The sequence below is a fragment of the Rhizobium sp. SEMIA 4085 genome, assembly GCF_013004495.1.
Lineage (GTDB): Bacteria > Pseudomonadota > Alphaproteobacteria > Rhizobiales > Rhizobiaceae > Rhizobium > Rhizobium gallicum.
Genome location: NZ_JABEPH010000004.1, coordinates 20,879 through 40,143 on the forward strand (window position 1 = coordinate 20,879; position 19,265 = coordinate 40,143).

21 protein-coding genes are annotated in these 19,265 nt (G+C 60.0%); 10 read left to right on the plus strand and 11 right to left on the minus strand.

Translation table 11 applies throughout. The features are described from left to right. Positions 1–3: 3 nt before the first annotated feature. Positions 4–996 (plus strand): esterase-like activity of phytase family protein, encoded by a 993-nt coding sequence (locus tag C9413_RS01125; RefSeq protein ID WP_170250118.1) that lies wholly within the window; start codon positions 4–6, stop codon positions 994–996. A gap of 30 nt (positions 997–1,026) precedes the next feature. Here C9413_RS01125 and C9413_RS01130 read toward each other — a convergent pair whose 3' ends face one another. Together C9413_RS01130 and rpmB are read right to left on the minus strand one after the other, a co-directional pair. Beyond that, positions 1,027–1,662 (minus strand): queuosine precursor transporter, encoded by a 636-nt coding sequence (locus C9413_RS01130; RefSeq protein WP_039846297.1) that lies wholly within the window; start codon positions 1,660–1,662, stop codon positions 1,027–1,029. Between the two features lie 112 nt (positions 1,663–1,774). Beyond that, positions 1,775–2,065, minus strand: coding sequence for a 50S ribosomal protein L28 (gene rpmB, locus C9413_RS01135; RefSeq protein ID WP_022718069.1), 291 nt, complete (start codon positions 2,063–2,065; stop codon positions 1,775–1,777). Between the two features lie 240 nt (positions 2,066–2,305). Between rpmB and C9413_RS01140 the strand changes: the two genes are divergently transcribed. Then, positions 2,306–3,082 (plus strand): DUF3108 domain-containing protein, encoded by a 777-nt coding sequence (locus C9413_RS01140; protein WP_039846296.1) that lies wholly within the window; start codon positions 2,306–2,308, stop codon positions 3,080–3,082. Positions 3,083–3,110: 28 nt separating this feature from the next. Then, positions 3,111–4,007 carry an EamA family transporter gene (locus C9413_RS01145; protein ID WP_039846295.1) on the plus strand — a complete coding sequence of 299 codons (897 nt, stop codon included), beginning with the start codon at positions 3,111–3,113 and terminating at the stop codon, positions 4,005–4,007. A gap of 3 nt (positions 4,008–4,010) precedes the next feature. On the opposite strand, the gene C9413_RS01150 is transcribed toward C9413_RS01145, so the two are convergent. Beyond that, positions 4,011–4,433: a cupin domain-containing protein gene (locus C9413_RS01150; protein WP_039846294.1), complete on the minus strand. Its 423-nt coding sequence runs from the start codon at positions 4,431–4,433 to the stop codon at positions 4,011–4,013. Then, positions 4,433–5,203, minus strand: a complete 771-nt coding sequence (gene gloB, locus C9413_RS01155; RefSeq protein WP_039846293.1) for a hydroxyacylglutathione hydrolase — start codon at positions 5,201–5,203, stop codon at positions 4,433–4,435. The genes C9413_RS01150 and gloB overlap by 1 nt, the downstream gene beginning before the upstream one ends. 53 nt (positions 5,204–5,256) lie before the next feature. Between gloB and C9413_RS01160 the strand changes: the two genes are divergently transcribed. From C9413_RS01160 to C9413_RS01170, 3 genes are all read left to right on the plus strand, one after another. After that, entirely contained in the window at positions 5,257–6,033 is a 777-nt protein-coding gene (locus C9413_RS01160) for a class I SAM-dependent methyltransferase (protein ID WP_039847020.1), read from the plus strand. 86 nt (positions 6,034–6,119) lie between these two features. Then, positions 6,120–7,229 carry a histidinol-phosphate transaminase gene (gene hisC, locus C9413_RS01165; RefSeq protein ID WP_039847019.1) on the plus strand — a complete coding sequence of 370 codons (1,110 nt, stop codon included), beginning with the start codon at positions 6,120–6,122 and terminating at the stop codon, positions 7,227–7,229. Then, positions 7,226–8,158: a prephenate/arogenate dehydrogenase family protein gene (locus C9413_RS01170; RefSeq protein ID WP_039846292.1), complete on the plus strand. Its 933-nt coding sequence runs from the start codon at positions 7,226–7,228 to the stop codon at positions 8,156–8,158. The genes hisC and C9413_RS01170 overlap by 4 nt, the downstream gene beginning before the upstream one ends. A 3-nt stretch (positions 8,159–8,161) precedes the next feature. On the opposite strand, the gene C9413_RS01175 is transcribed toward C9413_RS01170, so the two are convergent. Continuing rightward, complete coding sequence (locus C9413_RS01175) at positions 8,162–9,163, minus strand: DUF2125 domain-containing protein (protein WP_039846291.1); 1,002 nt, start codon at positions 9,161–9,163, stop codon at positions 8,162–8,164. A gap of 52 nt (positions 9,164–9,215) precedes the next feature. Here C9413_RS01175 and C9413_RS01180 point away from each other — a divergent pair, with 52 nt between their 5' ends. Beyond that, on the plus strand, positions 9,216–9,746 hold the full coding sequence (locus C9413_RS01180; RefSeq protein WP_039846290.1) for a gamma-glutamylcyclotransferase: 531 nt from the start codon (positions 9,216–9,218) through the stop codon (positions 9,744–9,746). Here C9413_RS01180 and C9413_RS01185 read toward each other — a convergent pair. The 4 genes from C9413_RS01185 to ftsE form a co-directional block, all read right to left on the minus strand. Further along, entirely contained in the window at positions 9,743–10,540 is a 798-nt protein-coding gene (locus C9413_RS01185) for a 1-acyl-sn-glycerol-3-phosphate acyltransferase (RefSeq protein WP_039846289.1), read from the minus strand. The two genes, C9413_RS01180 and C9413_RS01185, sit on opposite strands and share 4 nt — an antisense overlap. An 87-nt stretch (positions 10,541–10,627) precedes the next feature. After that, positions 10,628–11,344 (minus strand): YdcF family protein, encoded by a 717-nt coding sequence (locus C9413_RS01190; protein WP_039846288.1) that lies wholly within the window; start codon positions 11,342–11,344, stop codon positions 10,628–10,630. A gap of 65 nt (positions 11,345–11,409) precedes the next feature. Next, entirely contained in the window at positions 11,410–12,423 is a 1,014-nt protein-coding gene (locus C9413_RS01195; RefSeq protein ID WP_039846287.1) for an ABC transporter permease, read from the minus strand. Then, complete coding sequence (gene ftsE / locus C9413_RS01200; protein ID WP_039846286.1) at positions 12,416–13,075, minus strand: cell division ATP-binding protein FtsE; 660 nt, start codon at positions 13,073–13,075, stop codon at positions 12,416–12,418. Before ftsE ends, C9413_RS01195 begins: the two co-directional genes overlap by 8 nt. 206 nt (positions 13,076–13,281) lie before the next feature. Between ftsE and C9413_RS01205 the strand changes: the two genes are divergently transcribed. The 3 genes from C9413_RS01205 (at position 13,282) to C9413_RS01215 (ending at position 15,023) form a co-directional block, all read left to right on the plus strand. After that, positions 13,282–13,941 (plus strand): membrane protein, encoded by a 660-nt coding sequence (locus tag C9413_RS01205; RefSeq protein WP_039847018.1) that lies wholly within the window; start codon positions 13,282–13,284, stop codon positions 13,939–13,941. A 59-nt stretch (positions 13,942–14,000) separates the two neighbouring features. Beyond that, on the plus strand, positions 14,001–14,543 hold the full coding sequence (gene hpt / locus C9413_RS01210; protein WP_022718085.1) for a hypoxanthine phosphoribosyltransferase: 543 nt from the start codon (positions 14,001–14,003) through the stop codon (positions 14,541–14,543). A 120-nt stretch (positions 14,544–14,663) separates the two neighbouring features. Next, entirely contained in the window at positions 14,664–15,023 is a 360-nt protein-coding gene (locus C9413_RS01215) for a response regulator (RefSeq protein WP_039847017.1), read from the plus strand. A gap of 147 nt (positions 15,024–15,170) precedes the next feature. On the opposite strand, the gene C9413_RS01220 is transcribed toward C9413_RS01215, so the two are convergent. Both C9413_RS01220 and lysA read right to left on the minus strand, forming a co-directional pair. Beyond that, positions 15,171–17,822: a TIGR02302 family protein gene (locus C9413_RS01220; RefSeq protein ID WP_039846285.1), complete on the minus strand. Its 2,652-nt coding sequence runs from the start codon at positions 17,820–17,822 to the stop codon at positions 15,171–15,173. 164 nt (positions 17,823–17,986) lie between these two features. Continuing rightward, positions 17,987–19,255 carry a diaminopimelate decarboxylase gene (gene lysA / locus C9413_RS01225; protein WP_039846284.1) on the minus strand — a complete coding sequence of 423 codons (1,269 nt, stop codon included), beginning with the start codon at positions 19,253–19,255 and terminating at the stop codon, positions 17,987–17,989. Between the last annotated feature and the right edge of the window lie 10 nt (positions 19,256–19,265).

Consider the following 19,265-nt stretch of genomic DNA (forward strand, 5'->3'; position numbering starts at 1 on the left):
ATAATGATCCGTCTGTCCCGCGCGGCTTTGCTTGTTCTTTGTCTCGCTGGGGCTGTTTCCATCGCGGTTGCGCGCGAGAGCGTGGATATCAGCAGCCGCTTCATCTCGACCTTCAAGATTGGTTCCAGCGAGACGAGATTCGGGCCGCTGGACTTCCTTGTCGGGCTGGTAATGGTGTCCGGCAACCGGCTTTTTGGATCTTGGTCGGCGATCCGTTTCGTGCCGGACCGGAAGCATTTCGTTGGTGTGCTTGATACCGGCCACTGGCTGACCGGCAGTATCGAGCGCGACCAGCAGGGACGGCTTTCCGGTTTGTCCGGCGTTGAAATCACGCCTATGAAAAACGCCAGTGGGACCACTTTCGAGGGGAAGGGACGCATGGATGCCGAGGGTCTTGCCCTCAAGGGCGACAAGGTTCTGGTTTCCTTCGAACAAGACCACCGGGTCGAAGCCTACCCCGACCCTGGGTTCGAGACCTCGTCGTCAGTTGGCTCGATCCCCATTCTCGTGCCTATACGGTCGTTGCGAAGCGGCCGCGGCTTCGAGACGCTAGCGGTGGCTCCGCCCGAGAGCGCCTTGAAGGGCGCTGCCGTCATCATTTCGGAAGAGAGCCGGGATCGGAAGGGGAATATCTACGGCGCAATCCTATCCGGGCCGCTCAAGGGCAGCTTCGCGGTGACGCGCAACGGTGATTTCGATCCGACCGATGGTGCGTTTCTGCCGGGCGGCGATCTTTTGCTTCTGGAACGTCGTTTCAACATCGCCAACGGCATCGCTATGCGGATCCGGCGCATCGCTGCGGCAGAGATCCGGCCGGACGCCGTCGCCGATGGCGACATTTTGTTGACGGCCGATTTCGGTTACCAGATCGACAACATGGAAGGCCTGGACAGTTTTCAGGCGCCGGATGGCAGCACGCATGTGATCATCGTTTCCGACGACAACCACTCCATTTTGGAGCGGAACCTCATGCTGGAATTTCGTCTCACTGAGTAAAGGGCCTTTTCGAAGGCCGGCTACTGGCGATCAGCTTGCGCGGGCCGGCTGCATCGGCCGCAGCACGTTCATGAGTGCACCGTAGGGCAGCAGCATGACGAGACCCATGAGCATCTTCACCGAGAAATCGCTGATCGCCCATGAAATCCAGCGCGGCGCCTGAGCGGCCATTGCACCGAGGACCGGGGCCTGCTCCAGCGCAAACGGATCGTTCGGGCCGAGGAAGACGAAGAAGGCGGCAAAGGCGAAGGAGAAGAAGATCGCCGTGTCGAGCGCCGAGCCCACCAGCGAGCCGACGAGCGGCGCACGCCACCAGGTCTGGCGGCGAAGGCGATTGAAGACGGCGATATCGAGCAGCTGGCCGGCGAGGTAAGCCGAACCGGAGGCGATCGCGATGCGCGGCACCGATGTGAAGAAGGAAAGCCCGATGCCGACGACAAAGCCGGCGAACACGACCTTGCGCGCTACCTGAGGACCGAACTGGCGATTCGTGAGATCGGTGATCAGGAAAGCGACCGGATAGCTGAACGCACCCCAGGTCAAGATATCGGCTAGCTTGATGCCGGCGACTTCCGCGTTCACGGGAAACTGGACGAGGAAGTTGGAAGCCACGACGACAAGCGTCATCAGAGCGATGTAGAGGAGGGTATAGCGGGTCTTCAGCATTTTTTTATCCTGGGTGATGCCACCAGTTGGGGTATCGGGCCGGCAAAGCAAAAGGCTTGTCCGGTATTAGCCGTGCAAGCCTTTGAAGCCGTATGGAAGAAGGTGTCGAAGCTTATGCGGCTTCGGCGGTCTTCTTGACAATCTGACGGCGCAGCAGACGGGCACGCATCGACAGTTCGTTTTCGCTTGCCTTGATGAGGAAGGCGTCGAGGCCACCGCGATGCTCGACGGAGCGCAGCGCAGCTGCTGAAACACGCAGACGGTAGCGCTGGCCGAGAGCGTCGGAGATCAGCGTAACCTGGCACAGGTTCGGCAGGAACCGGCGCTTGGTCTTGTTGTTGGCATGGCTGACATTGTTACCAGTCAGGACGGCCTTGCCGGTCAATTCGCACACGCGGGACATTGAACACCTATTCTTGTTTTTCTAGGCCATCGTATTACCATGCCCCGGCAAACGCGGGTCTGCAATCCAACAGGCCATAATTGGAAAGTTGCGGTTCTATAGTCAGACCGGCCGCCCGCGTCAAGCCAAACCTTGGCCTTTCCCGCAATTCTGTCAAAAAGCTCGTGTTTGCTTCTATGCGCGGCAGGAGTATAGACCGCTTGTGCAGGGCATTGTCTGCCCTTGAAAAAGGCTCTCTTCATGGCTCATCTGGGCAGGCGGATTTTCCTATCGTCAATTGCAGCGCTGATGTCCATCCCGGCTGGCGCAAGCGAGATCCGTCATCGTACGGAATATAGAGTTGCTCTCGGAATCCTGCCGATTGCGCGCGCCGCCTTCGTTACCCAGATCGACGATGATCAGCGCTACCAGGTTTCAGGCAATATCAGTTCGGCGGGCCTTGCCGATCTTGTGACGAAAATTGCTGCGAAAACCAACGTCACCGGTGTCCTGCGCAACGACCGACTGCAAGCGCAGCGCTACTACCTCTATTACAAGAGCGGCAAACGCGTGCGTACCTACGAAGTCCGCTACAGAAACGGCGATATCGTCTCCACGACTGTGAAGCCGGAACGGCGCCAGCCACGCAACTGGGTCGATGTCAAGCCGGGCGATATGCGCTCCGTGCTTGATCCGATCTCCGGGTTGATCTTCCCGGCGGATACGAAGCTCTGCTCGCAGCGCCTGCCGATCTATGACGGCGAGATGCGCATGGACCTTGTGCTTTCGCCAAAGGGATCCCAGGATTTTAGAACGGATGGGTTTTCCGGCAAGGCAACGGTTTGCGGCGTGCGCTTCGTGCCCAGGTCCGGCTACAGGAAAGGCCGCAAGGATATCGATTATCTGAGCCGAAGCGGCAACATGGAAATCTGGTTTGCAAAGGCGGATGCGGCCAACGTATATGCTCCGGTCTATGTTCGCATTCCGACGCAGTACGGAATGGTGACGATTACCGCGGTGAAATACCGTGCAAACTGACGGAGCTGGTCTGCGTCAAGGGGGACAGGTGAAGCTTCGGGCGACATTGATCGGGTTCACGGCCATTTTGATGTGGTCGTTTCTCGCGCTCTTCACCGCTGCATCCGGCGAGATGCCGCCGTTCCAGCTTTCGGCGATCTGCTTTGCGATCGGTAGCATCCCGGGCATTGCCGTGTTAATCCTCAACCCGTCTCGCATGGCGCTGCTGAGGCAGCCGGCGAAGGTCTGGATCATCGGCATTGCCGGCCTCTTCGGCTATCACTTCCTCTATTTCACCGCGCTTCGGAACGCGCCGGCGGTGGAGGCCGGCTTGATTGCCTATCTCTGGCCGCTGCTGATTGTCGTCGGCTCGGCGCTGCTGCCGGGCGAGCGGTTGCGCTGGTATCATGTGGCAGGCGCGCTCGCCGGGCTCTGCGGCACTTTCCTGATCGTCGGCCGCAACGGCATCGATTTCGACGGTGCCTATGCGATCGGCTACGGCGCTGCCTTCCTTTGCGCCTTCACCTGGTCCGGCTATTCGCTGCTGACGCGGCGCTTCGATGCGGTCTCGACCGATGTCGTTACCGGCTTCTGCCTTGCGACATCCACTCTGTCGTTCTTCTGCCATCTCGGGTTGGAAACGACCCTGTGGCCGGCAACGGCTTTCGAATGGATCGCCGTTGCCGGTCTCGGTCTCTTCCCCGTCGGCGCTGCGTTCTATGCCTGGGATTACGGCGTCAAGAACGGCGATATCCAGATCCTCGGTGCGGCAAGTTATGCAGCGCCGTTGTTTTCGACGCTCATCCTGACGATATTCGGCTTTGCCGAGCCAAGCTGGCGCATTGCGCTTGCCTGCCTGCTGGTCACCGGCGGTGCAGTGCTTGCGGCTCAGGAAATGTTCCGCCGCAAAAGCGTCGCAAAACAGGTTGCGGCGGCGGCTGAATAGATCTTACCCGCCCGGCTGCCAATCCATCGGTGCCATTTCCAATTTCGAAAACTCGAAGCCCGGTGCCACCGTACAGCCAACGAGCGTGTATTCGCCAAGCGTTTCTGCCGATTGCCACCAGTTTGCCGGAATGATCGCTTGCGGACGCTCGCCATTTACCAGGTCGATCCCGAGCATCAAGGTTTCGCTTTCCGCGCCGTCTGCTGACCTGTGGAGTGCCAAGGGCGCACCAGCGTAATAGTGCCAGACCTCCGCCGCATCGTGAACGCGATGCCAGTGCGAACGTTGCCCGGCTTTCAGCAGATAGTAGATTGCTGTCGAGTGCCCGCGATCCTTGCCATTGCCATCGCGAAACGTCTGCACGTACCAGCCGCCTTCCGGATGCGGCTGCATCGAAAGCGCCTCGATAATATCGTCGGGAGACATCAGAACTTGTCCTTGCGCCTGCGGATCTCCGCAAAGACTTCCTCGTCCGTCTTGCTTTCCATCAAGAGATTGCGGCGGATGGCGGGATCGGCGGCGCGAAGAAAAGGGTTGGTTTCCTTTTCCAGGCCCAGCGTCGTCGGGATCGTGAACCTGCCTTCGGCGCGCAAAGCCTCGATCTCGGCAACACGCGTCTTCAGCCGCTCGTTGTCCGGATCGATCGTCAAAGCGAAACGAGCGTTCGAAAGCGTATATTCATGGCCGAAATAGATTGCCGTCTCGTCTGGCAGCACGGCCAGCTTCTGTAGCGAATGCCACATATCTGCTGCCGGGCGCTCCAAGAGGCGGCCGCAGCCCAGTGCAAAGACCGTATCGGCGGCAAAAAGCAGCTTGTCGTCAGCGAAATGGTAACAGATATGGCCGACGGTATGGCCCGGTGTTTCGATGACGTTGACGACATGGTCGCCGAAGAAAAAGCTGTCGCCATCGGCCATCGATTTGTCCAGGCCGGGAATTGCCACGGCCTCGTTGACCGGACCGATGATCTCGCAGCCGAATTGCTCCTTCAATGCCAGATTGCCTTCGACGTGGTCGGTGTGGTGATGCGTGGTGAAGATGTGCGAAATCTTCCAGCCGCGCCGTTTAGCAGCCGCTGCCACGGCCGCCTCTTCCGGCGCGTCGATCGATGCCGTCAGTCCGGACTCCGGATCATGCACGAGAACGCCGAAATTGTCGGATCGGCAGAGAAAAACTTCTAATTCCAAAGGTTTCATTGTCCAAGCGGCCTCTTTCCCACGAACATGTCCGGAATGTAGAGGCTCCGGCCTTGAAGTCCAATCGCCCGCTGATAACATTTATTGCGATGCACACGGATATTGTCGATCTGCGCCAGTTCTATCACTCCGAGCTCGGCCGCCTTGCCGAGCACTCGATTGCCATGGCGCTGTCGTCGCTTTGGGTGCGCCTGCCGCAGGAGCGGCTCGTGGGCATCGGCTATGCCGTTCCCTTCCTCGACCGGTTCAGTGCCGATACCGAGCGCACCTTCGCCTTCATGCCAGCCGGGCAGGGCGCCGTGAACTGGCCGGTGGGGTCGTTGTCGTCGACCGCACTCATCTTCGACGAAGAACTGCCGCTTCCCGATTCGTCCATTGATCGTGTGCTGATGGTGCATTCGCTGGAATTCGCCGAAAGCCCGCGGGAGACCTTGAAGGAGCTCTGGCGCGTGCTTGCGCCCGGCGGACGCCTCGTCATCGTGGTGCCGAACCGGCGCGGCGTCTGGGCGCGCATGGAACATACGCCTTTCGGCTCCGGGCGCCCCTATTCGCGGGGTCAACTCACGCATCTGCTGCGCGAGACGAATTTCACGCCCGGCGCGACCGCCGAGGCGCTGTTCTTCCCGCCATCGAAGCTTCGCACGGTTCTCAGCCTTCGCCGCGCCTTCGAACGCATTGGCCGCACACTCTGGCCGGCCTTTTCAGGCGTCATCATCGTCGAGGCACAGAAGCGGCTCTATCAGGGCCTGCCGGTAGCCGCACGGGCTTCGCGCCGCGTCTTCGTGCCGGTTCTTGCGCCGCATGGTGTTCCGACGACACGCAGCCGTTAAGTCTCACTCGACAAAGGCCGCTTTCCGCTTTATTGCCACAGGGCAATTTCCGGCCGGAATTTCCGGCGTTTTTCAAGGTCGATCCCATGAGCGTTGAGATGAGCAAGCCTGTTCCGCGTCCCGGTATCCTCGATATTGCAGCCTATGTGCCGGGCAAGGAACATGCACCGGGCGTCGCCCGCGTCTACAAGCTCTCCTCCAACGAAACGCCGCTTGGCGCGAGCCCGAAGGCCATAGAAGCCTTCCGTGAGGCCGCCGGCCATCTCGAGCGCTATCCGGACGGGCAGGCGATCGAATTGCGCGAGGCGATCGCAGCGGTTCATGGCCTTAACCCGGCTAACATCATGTGTGGCAACGGCTCGGACGAACTGCTCGGCTTGCTCTGCCACGTTTATCTCAGCCCCGGTGACGAAGGCATCATCACCGAGCACGGCTTCCTCGTTTACAAGATTCAGATCATGGGCGCGGGCGCGACGCCTGTCGTGGTGAAGGAGACGGATCATACCGTCGATGTCGACGCGATCCTTGCCGCCGTGACAGACAAGACGAAGATCGTCTTCATCGCCAATCCTGGCAATCCAACCGGTACCTATATCCCGGTCAGCGAAGTCCGCCGCCTGCAGGCCGGTCTGCCGAAGCATGTCGTCCTGGTGCTCGATGCGGCGTATGCCGAATATGTCCGGCGCAACGACTATGAATCCGGCATCGAGGTCGTCTCCTCGAACGCGAACGTCGTCATGACCCGCACCTTCTCGAAGGTCTATGGGCTTGCCGCGCTCCGCGTCGGCTGGATATATGCGCCTGCCGAGATCATCGATGCGCTGAACCGCGTGCGCGGCCCGTTCAACATGAATACGCCGGCGATCGCGGCCGGTGCCGCGGCGATCCGCGATCAAGCCTTCGTTCAAGAGGCGACCTCCTTCAACCAGATGTGGATCGAGAAGGTTACCGGAGCGCTCGAAACGATCGGTCTCAAGGTTACGCCGTCGGTGACCAACTTCGTCCTCATCCATTTTCCGGACGTCGACGGCAAGCGCGCTGCCGATGCCGACGATTTTCTGACGAGCCGTGGCTATATCCTGCGGGCGGTTCGCAGCTACGGCTTCCCCAATTCACTCCGCATGAGTATTGGCCCCGAAGAAGCCAATCGCGGCGTCATCGAAGCGCTCGGCGAATTCATGGGACGCCCGGCATGACAGCGCAGTTTGATCGCATCGCGCTGATCGGCATCGGGTTGATCGGCTCCTCGATCGCTCACGACATCAAGCGGCTGGGGCTCGCCAACGAAGTCGTCGTGGCAACGCGCAGTGCCGAAACGCTGAAGCGTGCCGGGGAATTGCAGCTCGGCAGCCGTTATACGACGTCGTCGGCCGAGGCCGCCGAGAATGCCGATCTCGTCATCGTGTCCGTGCCGGTCGGCGCCTCGGAAAGTGTTGCCAAGGAAATCGCAGAAAGCGTGAAGCCGGGGGCGATCGTCACCGACGTCGGATCCACCAAGGCGTCGGTCATCGCGCAGATGCAGCCGCATATGCCACCGCATGTGCACTTCATCCCCGGCCATCCGCTGGCCGGTACGGAAAAATCCGGTCCTGACGCCGGCTTCCCGGGCCTTTTCGAAGGCCGCTGGTGCATCTTCACGCCGATTGCGGGCACCGACGAGGGGGCGCTCAAGAAGCTTCGCAAATTCTGGGAAAGCCTTGGCTCCAAGGTCGATGAGATGGACGCCGACCACCACGACAAGGTGCTCGCCATCGTCTCGCACCTGCCGCACATCATTGCCTATAATATTGTCGGCACGGCCGACGATCTGGAAACCGTGACGGAATCGGAAGTCATCAAATACTCCGCCTCCGGCTTTCGCGACTTTACGCGCCTTGCGGCCTCCGATCCGACGATGTGGCGCGACGTCTGCCTGCACAACAAGGATGCGATCCTTGAAATGCTGGCGCGCTTTTCGGAAGATCTTGCCTATCTGCAGCGCGCGATCCGCTGGGGCGAGGGCGACAAGCTTTTCGAGCTCTTCAGCCGCACCCGCGCAATTCGCCGCTCGATCGTCCAGGCAGGACAGGATGTGGACACGCCAGACTTTGGCCGCCCACATGCGCAGGATACGAAGACGAACTGAGCCTCAGATCGGCGGGATTGTGCCGAGCGGGATGAAGCCGCTTACGGTGGCATTGCCGTGCTGGACGACGAGGTCGACCGAAACCCTGTCGCCGCCGACCGCGAGCGCCTTTAGAAGCTTGGCGGCGGTATCGACGGTCTTGGCGATTTCCGGAAGGGCCTGTTTCAGGCTGTCGCGCCAGGGGCCGAGTTGCTCGATCTCCAGCTTGAACTTTCCGGACAAAAAGCCTTGCTCATCGAAGGAGAAGGGGCCCGTCAACGTCATCACCTTGCCGTCGCCGATATCGGCCACGGCCTTGCGCAGCTCTCCGCTTGCCCCATAAAGCCCTTGCGGATCGCTTCCGTCGATCATTCCGCCTCTGCCTGCAAGGGTGATATCGGCGCTCGCCGAGAATTTAGGGAAGACCTGCGGCCAGTCCTTGATGACGGCATTTGCATCTTCGAGTGAGAAGGCACCGTCGAGATCGCCTGCATTCTGGCGGAGGTGGACTTCCGTGTGTCCTGCATCGACATTGACCGTTTGCCCGGTATAGGAGGAAACAGCGGTCGCCTTGAGGCCGTCGATGATCATGGAGGTGCGGTCGATGCCCCTCAGCCGCGTCACCAGGCTGGATTGCAGGTTTGCCCACTGCGCCGAGATCGAAAGGCCGTTTGCCGTGCGGATTTCAGCCGGCGAATCGAGTTCCCAGACGATATGGCCCGGCGCGTAAACTTGGGCTGCGGAGCGAAGTTCGCCAAAGGAAGCGGAGACGCCGTTCGTGTTGTCATCCACACCCACTTTCGAGCAATAGAGGCCAATTCGGAACGGATAGCCGCGAAAGTCGATATCGGCGCATTCGCCGCTGACGCCCGCCGTGCTGCGCGGCGCAATAACCTTGAGCACGGTCTCCTTGAGGTGGGCGGCTGCGTAAAACCAGCCGCCGGTATAGATCGCGACAACCAGAACGATGCCCAAGCCGAGCAACCAGAATTTTCTGCCGCTGCCGGATTGGCTTGACGCTGCCATGATGGTTCTCCAATGGTGAATCGCAAATGGGAATTTCGGTCTGGCCTGCGATATGGACGAATTTTGGGTATTTGGCTACGGATCGCTGATGTGGAATCCGGGCTTCGAGTTTCTTGAGCGCTCTCAGGCTCTCGTTTACGGCTACCGGCGATCACTATGCGTCCATTCCTGGGTTCACCGCGGCACGCAGCAAAATCCGGGTCTCGTGCTAGGCCTCGATCGCGGCGGCTCCTGCCGCGGCATAGCATTTCGCGTGGCCTTGGAAAGGCGCGACGAGGTGATGGACTATCTGCGCGCCCGCGAGCTCGTCACCAACGTCTATCTCGAGCGGCATGTGCCGCTATCGCTTCCCGGCCGACGCAACATCAAGGCAATTGCCTACATCGTTGATCGCGACCACGCCCAATATGCCGGCGCGCTCGATGCCTCTGTAGCTGCGCGCACGGTGCACGAGGCAAAGGGTCGGTCGGGTTCGAACGACGCTTATGTTTTCAATACGCTCTCGCATCTTAAGGAGATGGGCATTCGCGACCATTGGCTGGAACGGGTCGCCGGCGAGGTCGAGCGGCTGCGGGCCGTTTAGGCAGAAGCGGCCGTTGCCTTCCGCAATTGCGCCAGTCTCTCGACGGCGGTCGGCGGCAGTGGCAAGCGCGGATTGCGCGCCACCGTATCGACCAGAAGGTCGTCGCTCGCCTTCTCGGTCACATCGATTAGATGCTCGAAGAACGCATCCGGATCCATACCCGGCGGAATGGCAGGCAGGATGCGAACCTTGAAATGGCCGGGACGGCGCACGGCGCTGCGGCGCGGCCAGAAAAGGCCGGGATGCATGGCCACCGGCACGACCGGAATGCCGAGATCCCGATACATGCGGGCAATGCCGTATTTGTAGAGCGGTTCTGCGCCCGGTGCCCGGCGCGTGCCTTCCGGATAGATGATCAACTGACGGCCTGTCGCAAGCTCTTCCCTGGTGCGCTTCAGCACCTCGACCATGACCTTGCCGCGCGCGCCGCGATCGACCGGGATCATGCGCTGTTTTTTCGCATACCAGCCGAAAAGCGGGATCCACATCAATTCGCGCTTGAGGATGTAAACCGGGTCTTTCAACCAGGGCAGCAGTGCATAGGTGTCCCAGAAGGACTGGTGCTTTGGGGCGAGGATGTAGCTGCCGTCCGGCAGGTTCTCTATGCCATCGATCTCAAAGGTCGTCCCGACGATCTTTTCCATCAGCCAATGGTTCGAAAGTGCCCAGTTCTTAGGGATCGCATAGGCGGTCTTGCGGGGCACGACGAAATAATAGGGCGAAAGCACGATCATCCGGATGATGAGGTTGGCGTAGAAGATCGTATTGAAGAGAACGGAACGCAGGGCGATCATGAAATTTTCCAAAGCCAGTATCCGCGCAAACGGCGAGCTCGCCCTGCCTACACGATAATGGCTCTCATAAAAAGCGCTCGATGGAAATCAGCTCGGACCGGTGATGCTTGCCGAGCGAAGGCCGGGATGGCGCCCGAAGCCGGTGATGTTGCGCGCGCCTGCCAGAAGCACCTTGGCATATTCGGCGAGCATGACGCGAAGCGCATTTGGATCGGTGAACCAGGCCCTGGTCTTCAGGTCGGAATTGACGACCGGGTAGGGGATGAACTGCGTATCGGCATCGACGTAGGCGAGTTCGGCGAGACTGCGTGGCATGTGGTAGTTGTTGGTGACGACCAGAACGCTCTTGTAGCCCTTCGCATGGATCCAGTTTGCAGCTTCCTGCGCATTGCCGATCGTGTCGATTGCGTCATAGCCGATGTCGACGCAGCAATCGAAAAGATCAGCAGGCGCCGATGTGGTTTTGCGTATCTGCCCCGGCGTTGTCGACGGATGAACGCCCGATATGAGCAGCCGCTTGCCCGCGCCTTTCTCCAGCAGTTCGACGGCCTGATCGATGCGCTGATAGCCGCCTGTCAAAACGACGATGGCATCGGCCTTCGGTTCAGCCGGAGGTTTCAAGGTGGTTACGGAATCGGCGAACCGCAGGAAGCCGACGAAAAGCAGCGCGGTCGCCAGGACGAAGGCGAATCCGCCCCATCGCAACATCCGGCGTAGGGGACCACGACGCAGGGTTTCGACACCGTAGCTGGCTAGCGCCGGGTCGGGACGAATCGGAGTGCGTCTAGTATGGCCCATGGTCATAAATCGTGAATATATGCAGATTGCGGCAGGGAACAGACACTTTCGTGGCAAAAACGACTGAGCCTTCAATTCGCGATGCCATCGCTTCGCGTCGGGTCGGAGCGCAGCGTATCGATTTCATAGATCGTGCGCATCACCGTGAGCCGCGCTGTGAGCGTCGTCAGCAATGCAATGACGATCATCGTCGCAAAAATGCCGAGGTAGCCAAGGGCTCCGACCGAGAAGGTGCCGAAGAGAGCTGTCGCTTGATCGGTCTGCGGCGTCGCAATCGTACGGCTCTGCAGGAAGCCTGCAGCTAAGAAAAAGAGAGCTGCCAAAGCGCTGCCGATTGCCGATCCCTTAAGACTGATCTTCAGGAAATGCTTCTGGAATTCAGTCGCGACGAAGGAACTTTCGGCTCCCACGAAATGCAAGACCTCGACGATATGGCGGTTGCCGGAAAGTGCGCCACGTGTCGCAAAGACGACCGTCAGCACCATGGCGATGAAGACGAGCAGCAGCACGCCGGTGCCGAGCATGACCGTTGTATGTGCCATTGAAACGAGGCGATCGACCCATGTGCGGTGATCGTCCAGCGACGCCTGAGGGATGCTCTCCTTCAGCAGTGAGCGCATCGCGTCAAAATCGGGCGGGTTCGTCTCGTCGATGGTAATAATCACGAGGCGGGGGACGGGAAGCTCCTTGATGTCAAGGCCGCTGCCGAGCCATGGCTCCAGCAGACGGGCCGTTGCCGCCTCATCGACGATCTGGCCGCTTTTGGTGCCGACAAAGGTCATGGCGATATCGCGTGCCTGCGTCAGCGCCTTTTCCATATCGAGACCGTCGTCCGGCTTGATCTGGATGGTGATCTCGCGGGAAATCTGGCTCTCCCAGCTGGCCGCTGTCGAACGCACCATGCTGACGCCGCCAAGCGTCAGGCAGGCGAGGAAGGCCATGATTGCGATGACCACCGTCAGTGCGTTGCCCTGGATATTCGAGGGCGGAAGGATCGGCGCCGTTGGCCGCACGCGCATCTCCGCCCGCTTCTGCTGTGGTTGGGCGGCGCTTTGCGCGCGGTTCTTTGATGCGGGCTCAATCATAGACGTCAAGATGCCCTTCCGAAAGGATCATGCGGCGGGCTTCCACCTGGTCCATCAATGTCAGATCGTGAGTTGCGATCACGACAGCTGTACCAAGGCGGTTGAGTTCGAGAAAGAGGTTCAACAGGCGGCGTGCCATCGGCGGATCGACGTTGCCGGTCGGCTCGTCGGCAAGCAGAACCTCGGGTCTATCGATCAGCGCGCGGGCGATCGCCGCGCGCTGTTTCTCGCCGCCGGAAAGCACCGGCGGAAGCACATTGATGCGCTCGCCGAGCCCCACCCATTTCAGCAGTTCGAGCACGTCTGTCTTGTAGGAGCTCTCGTCCTTGCCACGTACACGAAGCGGCAGTGCGACATTCTCATAGGTCGTGAGATGATCGAGCAGGCGGAAATCCTGGAAGACGATACCCACGCGGCGGCGAAGCAGCGGCAGCTCCGGCCGCGGGATGTCGGAAATGTTGCGTCCGAACATGCGGATCAGGCCGCGCGTCGGCTGCAGCGACATAAAAAGCAGGCGCAGAAGCGTCGTCTTGCCGGCGCCAGAGGGACCGGTCAGGAACTGAAAGGACTTTTTCGGAATATCGAAGGTGAGGTCCCGGAGAATCTCCGGGCCCATGCCGTAGCGCAAACCGACATTCTCGAAATGGATCAACGGGCAGTCCAGTCTTTCATGGTTTAACGCCATCGACTTGTTAACCAACACCGTTAACAATCAGTGAATTTCGTCGGAAAGATGCCTGTTTGAAGGCAAGCTTAGCGAAGCATTAACCATTAAAATTTACGACTGGGCAGGATTCGTTTCAATGCCGGATTTTAACCGTGCACTGAAACCATGTGGAGATGGGAGAGACCGTCAACATGGAAGCATCCACCTTCAGGCGCCGCGCGGCGAGCAACGCCTACGATTTCTTGCCGCCGGAGCCCGCCGCGCGTCAGCCCCGCTATCCTGGCCGTCCGACAGATGTCGCCGATGCCGAGTTCGTCGTTATCGGCAACCGGAGCCAAGGCTTCAACGCCAGAAGTTTCAATGACAATCGTAAGCGCGCCGCTGCCGCTGCCAAGCTTCCTGCGACGCCTGAAGCTTTCTCGAAGGCGACTATGTTTCTCGCGATCGCAGAAGAGTGGCTGCAGCGGGCGTCGCTCAAAAGCTTTATAGCCCTGGTCTTCATGCTTTTCGTTCTCGTTTTCGGCCTGACGGGCGGTTTCTCCGGCCTGGCGGGGAGCGATACTGCTGCCTTGACCTCGCCGCTTCACTTCACGCATGTCACGGTGGCGCCGCGCGAGGCAAATGGTATGCGCATCCTGGTTATCAACGGCATCATCGAAAACGGCAGTGGTACCACACAGACCGTGCGGCCGATCCGCGCGGATCTGATGAGCGGCGAGCAGCTGGTGGCGAGCATGGTCATCAATCCGCCGGCAGACGTCATCTATGGTGGCGAGAGCCGTGGTTTTTCGGCACGCGTGCAGCACTCTGGCGGAAAAATGCCCGAAGTCCGGCTTTCGTTCATGCCTTAGGGTGTTTCTGCCCTTCTAATGTGCTAACGGCTTACCCTTCGTTTCATGGAGCTAGCCGTATGCCTGTCGTGCGCGGAAAAATTATCGAACCGCTTTTCACTGCCGAGCAGATTGCCGAACGCAATCACGCAATGGCAAAGCATATTGCTGCGGGTCCGACAAAGGACCTGCTCGTCATTGCCGTGTTGAAGGGGTCGTTCATTTTTGCCGCAGACCTCATCCGCGCGCTACACGACAGCGGGCTTGCGCCTGAAGTCGAATTCATCACGCTTTCCAGCTACGGTACGGGAACGGTTTCTCAGGGCGTCCGCATCGTCAAGGATATCGACAGCGACGTGAAAGATCGCGACGTGTTGCTGATCGACGACATCCTCGAATCAGGCCGCACGCTGCTTTTCGCCAAGGAACTTCTCTACGAACGCGGCGCGCGCAACGTCAGCATCGCCGTGCTGCTCGACAAGAGCGTCAAGCGCAAAGAAAAGCTCGAGGCAGACTATGTCGGCTTCGAATGCCCGGATTACTTCGTCGTCGGCTACGGCATGGATGTCGCCTATGCCTTCCGTGAGCTGCCCTATGTCGGCGTGGTTACCGGCGACGCCTGACCTCATCGAGGATAAGACGGGTTGTTAACCATCCCTTCCATCGCCTTCTTTCGTTTACCGATCGAAAAGGAACGCCGTGCAATTTCCGTTCCGGGGCATGAAGACGGAGCGATGCACATCATGGCAAAAATTCTGATCACGGAAGACGAAGATTCGCTTCGCTCTTTCGTCGCCCGGGCCTTGCGCCTTGACGGTCATGAGACCGACGAAGCCGCCGATGGCGCCGAGGGGCTGGAGAAGCTGAAGGACGGGGTCTATGATCTACTGCTTTCCGACATCCGCATGCCGGTCATGGACGGCATCGAGCTTGCGCATCAGGCGAAATCGGCCTTTCCGACGCTCAAAATCCTGCTGATGACGGGCTATGCCGAGCAGCGCGAACGGGCCGATGACCTTGCAGAAAAGATCGTCGACGTCGTGTCGAAGCCGTTTGCACTTCCAGACATCCGAAAAGCGGTTGCCCGGGCGCTGGCTGCGTGAGACAGGTTGGCGACACCTTCCCTGCTCCCCATTCCTGTCCTTGACAGGAATTCCACCACGCTGCGTCGGCGCCGTGAGCGACCCATCATTTGAAAGAGAATCCACTGCACCCTAGGAGTTGGGTGGCGCATTGCGATCCAAGCTCAGCTACTGAATATCCAGCAGCCGTTCCAGATAGCGCCGCTCCATCTCCTGAGGCGGGTTGTTGCCGAGCTTTTCGCGGATCGCATCGAGAATTTCGCGTGCGCGCTGCACGTCGATTTCGTCCGGTACCTTCACTTGATCGCCGAAATCCGGACCCTCTGCGCGACGCGGACGACCGAGCGGATCGCGGCCGTTCTGGTTGCCCTGGCCAACCTGACCTTGTGGCCCTTGGCCTTGCTGGCCCTGTTGCGCTTGCATCATCTGGTTCATCATGTCCCGGGCGCCCTGGCGCAACGCTTCCAGCGCACGGCCCTGGCCCTGGAGGGCCGGTTCGCCGCGGCCCTGGCCGAGTTCGCGCCCGGCACCTTCCATTTCGCGCTGTGCCTGACCAAAGCCCGGTCCGGGTTTCATACCCATCTCGCCAAGGCCTTTCTGCAGTTCGCCGAGCTGCTTGCCAAGCGCATCCTGCTGTGCTCGGAGCTGTTTCAACGCATCGCGCAATTGCTCCTCGGTCATCTGCTCCGACGGTGACTGCCCCTGTTCGCCGTTCTGCCCCTGCTGCTGATCCTGCGGCTGGCCATCCTGGCCTGGCATCATCTGGTCAAGTAGCGGATCGTTCATACCCATATTCGGGTCGCCGCGCTGCATACGGTCCTTCAACTGTTGGTCCAGCTTGAAGGTCTGCTCCATCAGCTTCTGCTGGTCGCGGAGGATCTGGCCAAGCTTGTCCATCTGTTGGCGCATCTGGCTGTTGTCGCCCTGCTGTTGCTGTCCCTGTTGCGGCCTGCCTGCCTGTAGGTTGTTCATCATGCGCTGCAATTCTGAAAGCATCTGCTGAGCGGCATCGCGGTTGCCTGAACGGGCCAGATTCTCGATCTGGTCCATCATGCGCTCCAGATCCTGCTGGCGGATGACGTTCTGCGCGTTCTGGTTCGGCTGCATCGGCGCATTCTGCATGCGCTGAGCCAGTTCCTTCATGTATTCGTTCATCGCCTTGCGAAGCTCGTCCATGAGCTTCTTGATCTCCGGGTCCGGCGCATTGCGCTGAAGCGCGTCGGCGAGATTCTGCTGGGCGTTGCGCAGGTTGCGTTCTGCAAGCGAAAGGTCGCCATCCTCCATGCCGATTGCGATATCCCAGAGATAGTCGGCCGTATCCTTCAACTGCTCGTCGCCATTGGCGAGCTTCATGCGCGTGTGCGCCGATTGCAGCAGCAGATAGTTGGTGAGCTTGGGAATCGTTTCTTCAGGACGGATCGTCAGCGCCTCGTTAAGAGCGATCGCTTCCGGCATCTTGCGGGTATCGAGTGCGAAAACCTGGCGTTCTTCCGCAACGGCTGCGGCCAGCGGTTCGTTGAACGGCCGTGACGGCAGCGTCATTTCATGCGGCGGGCTCCGGCCGGTCTGGCCGGCTGCATCCTTGGCGACCAGCGTTACGCGTACGCGCTTTCCGGCCAGCGGATGCTCGGTCAGGTTCTTGCTGGTCACAGCCTTGGCATCACGCGCGTTGCGGCGCGGAATGTCGAGCCGGAAATCGGGGAATGGATAAAGCGGCTTTGCCTCCGGATCGGATTGGGCCGGCAGGATTTCTGCACGCGCTTCCTGCACGCCGTAATCATCCTTTACCGTGAAGCCGATTTCCAGCGCCCCGTTTACGCTGGGTTTGGGCAATCCGTCGAAGGCAATTTCGGGTGCCTTGTCGGGAATGACATTGAAGTTCCACCTGCGGCCATTGACGAGCAGCGCACCGTTTTCCTCAAGCTTCATCAAATGTGTCTGTGCGGCAAGTACTGGCGTGGCAGGACCCTGTGGCTTCGCCTGCGGCGCAGCACCAGGCTGCGGATTTGCCTTTGCCTCGGATGCGATTTCCCGCACCTCGCCGCTTTCTTTCCTGAATAAGACCTTTTCGTCTTTCGTCTGCCCGCCGCTGACGCGAACGGTCAGGTTCGAGAACTGCGGAATGTTGATCGCCTGCTCAGTGCCGGTTGCCGTCAGATAGACCGGAGCGCGGCTGGTATAGGAGGGCGGGGTGACCCATGCGTCGATACGCACAGCCGGATTGGTCGCTGCCGGCGCGACGGGTGGCTGCAGCGCGTCGGTGATTGAGCCGCCGTTGGTCGAAAGCGAGTAACCGAAGGCCGTGACGAGAAGGAGCGCCGGGATGGCACGCAGCGCGAAACGGTCGTGGGTTGCGATGTCCGGGCGGGGGAAGCCAGTGTCGAGGGCTGCTATCTTCTTCGCCATCCGCGTCTGATGTTCGCGCCAAAGCGCCTTTGCGAAGGGCGTGTCGACGGCCGGTTCATCTTCCTGCACCGTCACCGGCTGATGCGGTAGGCCGTTGCGCTCCTCAAGCAGGTGGTCGGCTTCGGCGGTATTGGGCCAGCGGAGATTGCGAAATGGGATGAGCGCGGCGAGGAAGGCGATGGCGAAGGCAATCAGCAGCCCGACACGCATGAAGTCAGGAACGGAGCGGAAGAGGCCGAACCAGGACGCTGCCAGATAGAAGGCCACGGCGGAAAGAACCGGGACAAGCGGTGGCAGGACCTGCTCGGATACGAGTACCAGGCGCGCAAAGAACCGCTTTACCGCGACGAGCCTCGCGAGAGAGGGCCGAAGGGCAAACGCGCCATGTCTTTGCCTGCGGGGGCTGTTCGTCAATCCGGTCTCCGCCAGTTGATGCTGGAGTAATGGAGGGCGCTTCCGGCGCTTGCTAGGCAATATGCTCGCATGGAGAAAAGATAACACTCTTTGTGGCGAAGGCGAGGGCAGGCGGTCGGCAAAGCCGTTTTTTCACCTCTATTCGCCAAAAAGTGATGAGGCTGTCACTCGATCCAGGCGGGTACGGAGTCGAGGCCGATCAGTTCTTCGTAGGTTCGGCGGGGCCGAATTACATGGAAATCGGCGCCCTTCACCAGAACTTCTGGCACCAGCAGGCGGCTGTTATAGGTGCCTGCCTGCACTGCACCATAAGCGCCGCCGGAACTGACCGCAAACAGATCGCCCGGCTTCGGCATCGCCATCTCTCGATCGAGCGCCAGATAGTCCCCGGTCTCGCAAACCGGCCCCACGATATCGGCCTTGATGCGCGGAGCATTTGCCGCTGAGATCACGACGGGCCGGATTTCGTGCCAGGCATCGTAAAGCGTCGGGCGGATCAGATCGTTCATTGCCGCATCGACAATGACGAAGGTCTTTTCGCCACCATCCTTTACATAGATAACTTCGGTAACGAGAATGCCGGCGTTGCCGACGATCAGGCGGCCCGGTTCAGTCACGATCTTGCAGTTCAGCCCGCGGAGCTGGTTCTTGACGATCGCCGCGTAGGCATCTGGCAGTGGCGGCGGCTCGTTGTCTTCCTTGTAAGGGATGCCAAGGCCGCCACCAATATCAACATGGTGGATGTCGTGGCCGTCGGCACGCAGGGTATCGACCAGTTCGCGCAACAGCTTGAAGGCATCGTCGAAGGGCTGCAGCTCGGTGATCTGGCTGCCGATATGCATGTCGATGCCGGTGACTTCGATACCGGGCAGCTTGGCGGCTTGTGCATAGACGGCGCGAGCGCGTTCCCAGGAAATGCCGAACTTGTTTTCTTTCTTGCCGGTCGAGATCTTCGAATGCGTCTTCGCATCGACGTCCGGATTGATGCGGAAGGAGACAGGTGCCTTCTTGCCGGCCTTGACGGCGCGCTGATTGAGGATTTCGAGTTCCGGTTCGGATTCGACATTGAAGCAGTAGATGCCGGCCTCGAGCGCGAAGTCCATCTCACGGGGCGTCTTGCCGACGCCGGAGAACATGATGCGGCTTGCTGGGATGCCGGCAGCAAGCGCGCGGCGTAATTCGCCCTCGGACACGACGTCGATGCCGGCGCCGAGCCTGCCGAGGGTCTTCAACACAGCCTGGTTCGAATTCGCCTTCATCGCATAGCAGACCATGGAATCGATATCGCTGAAGGCTTCGGCGAAGACCCGGTAGTGGCGCTCAAGCGTTGCGGTCGAATAGCAATAGAAAGGCGTGCCGACGGCCTTGGCGATCTCCGGAACGGGGACGTTCTCGGCGTAAAGGATGCCGTCGCGATATTCGAAGTGGTTCACGGGACGTGCC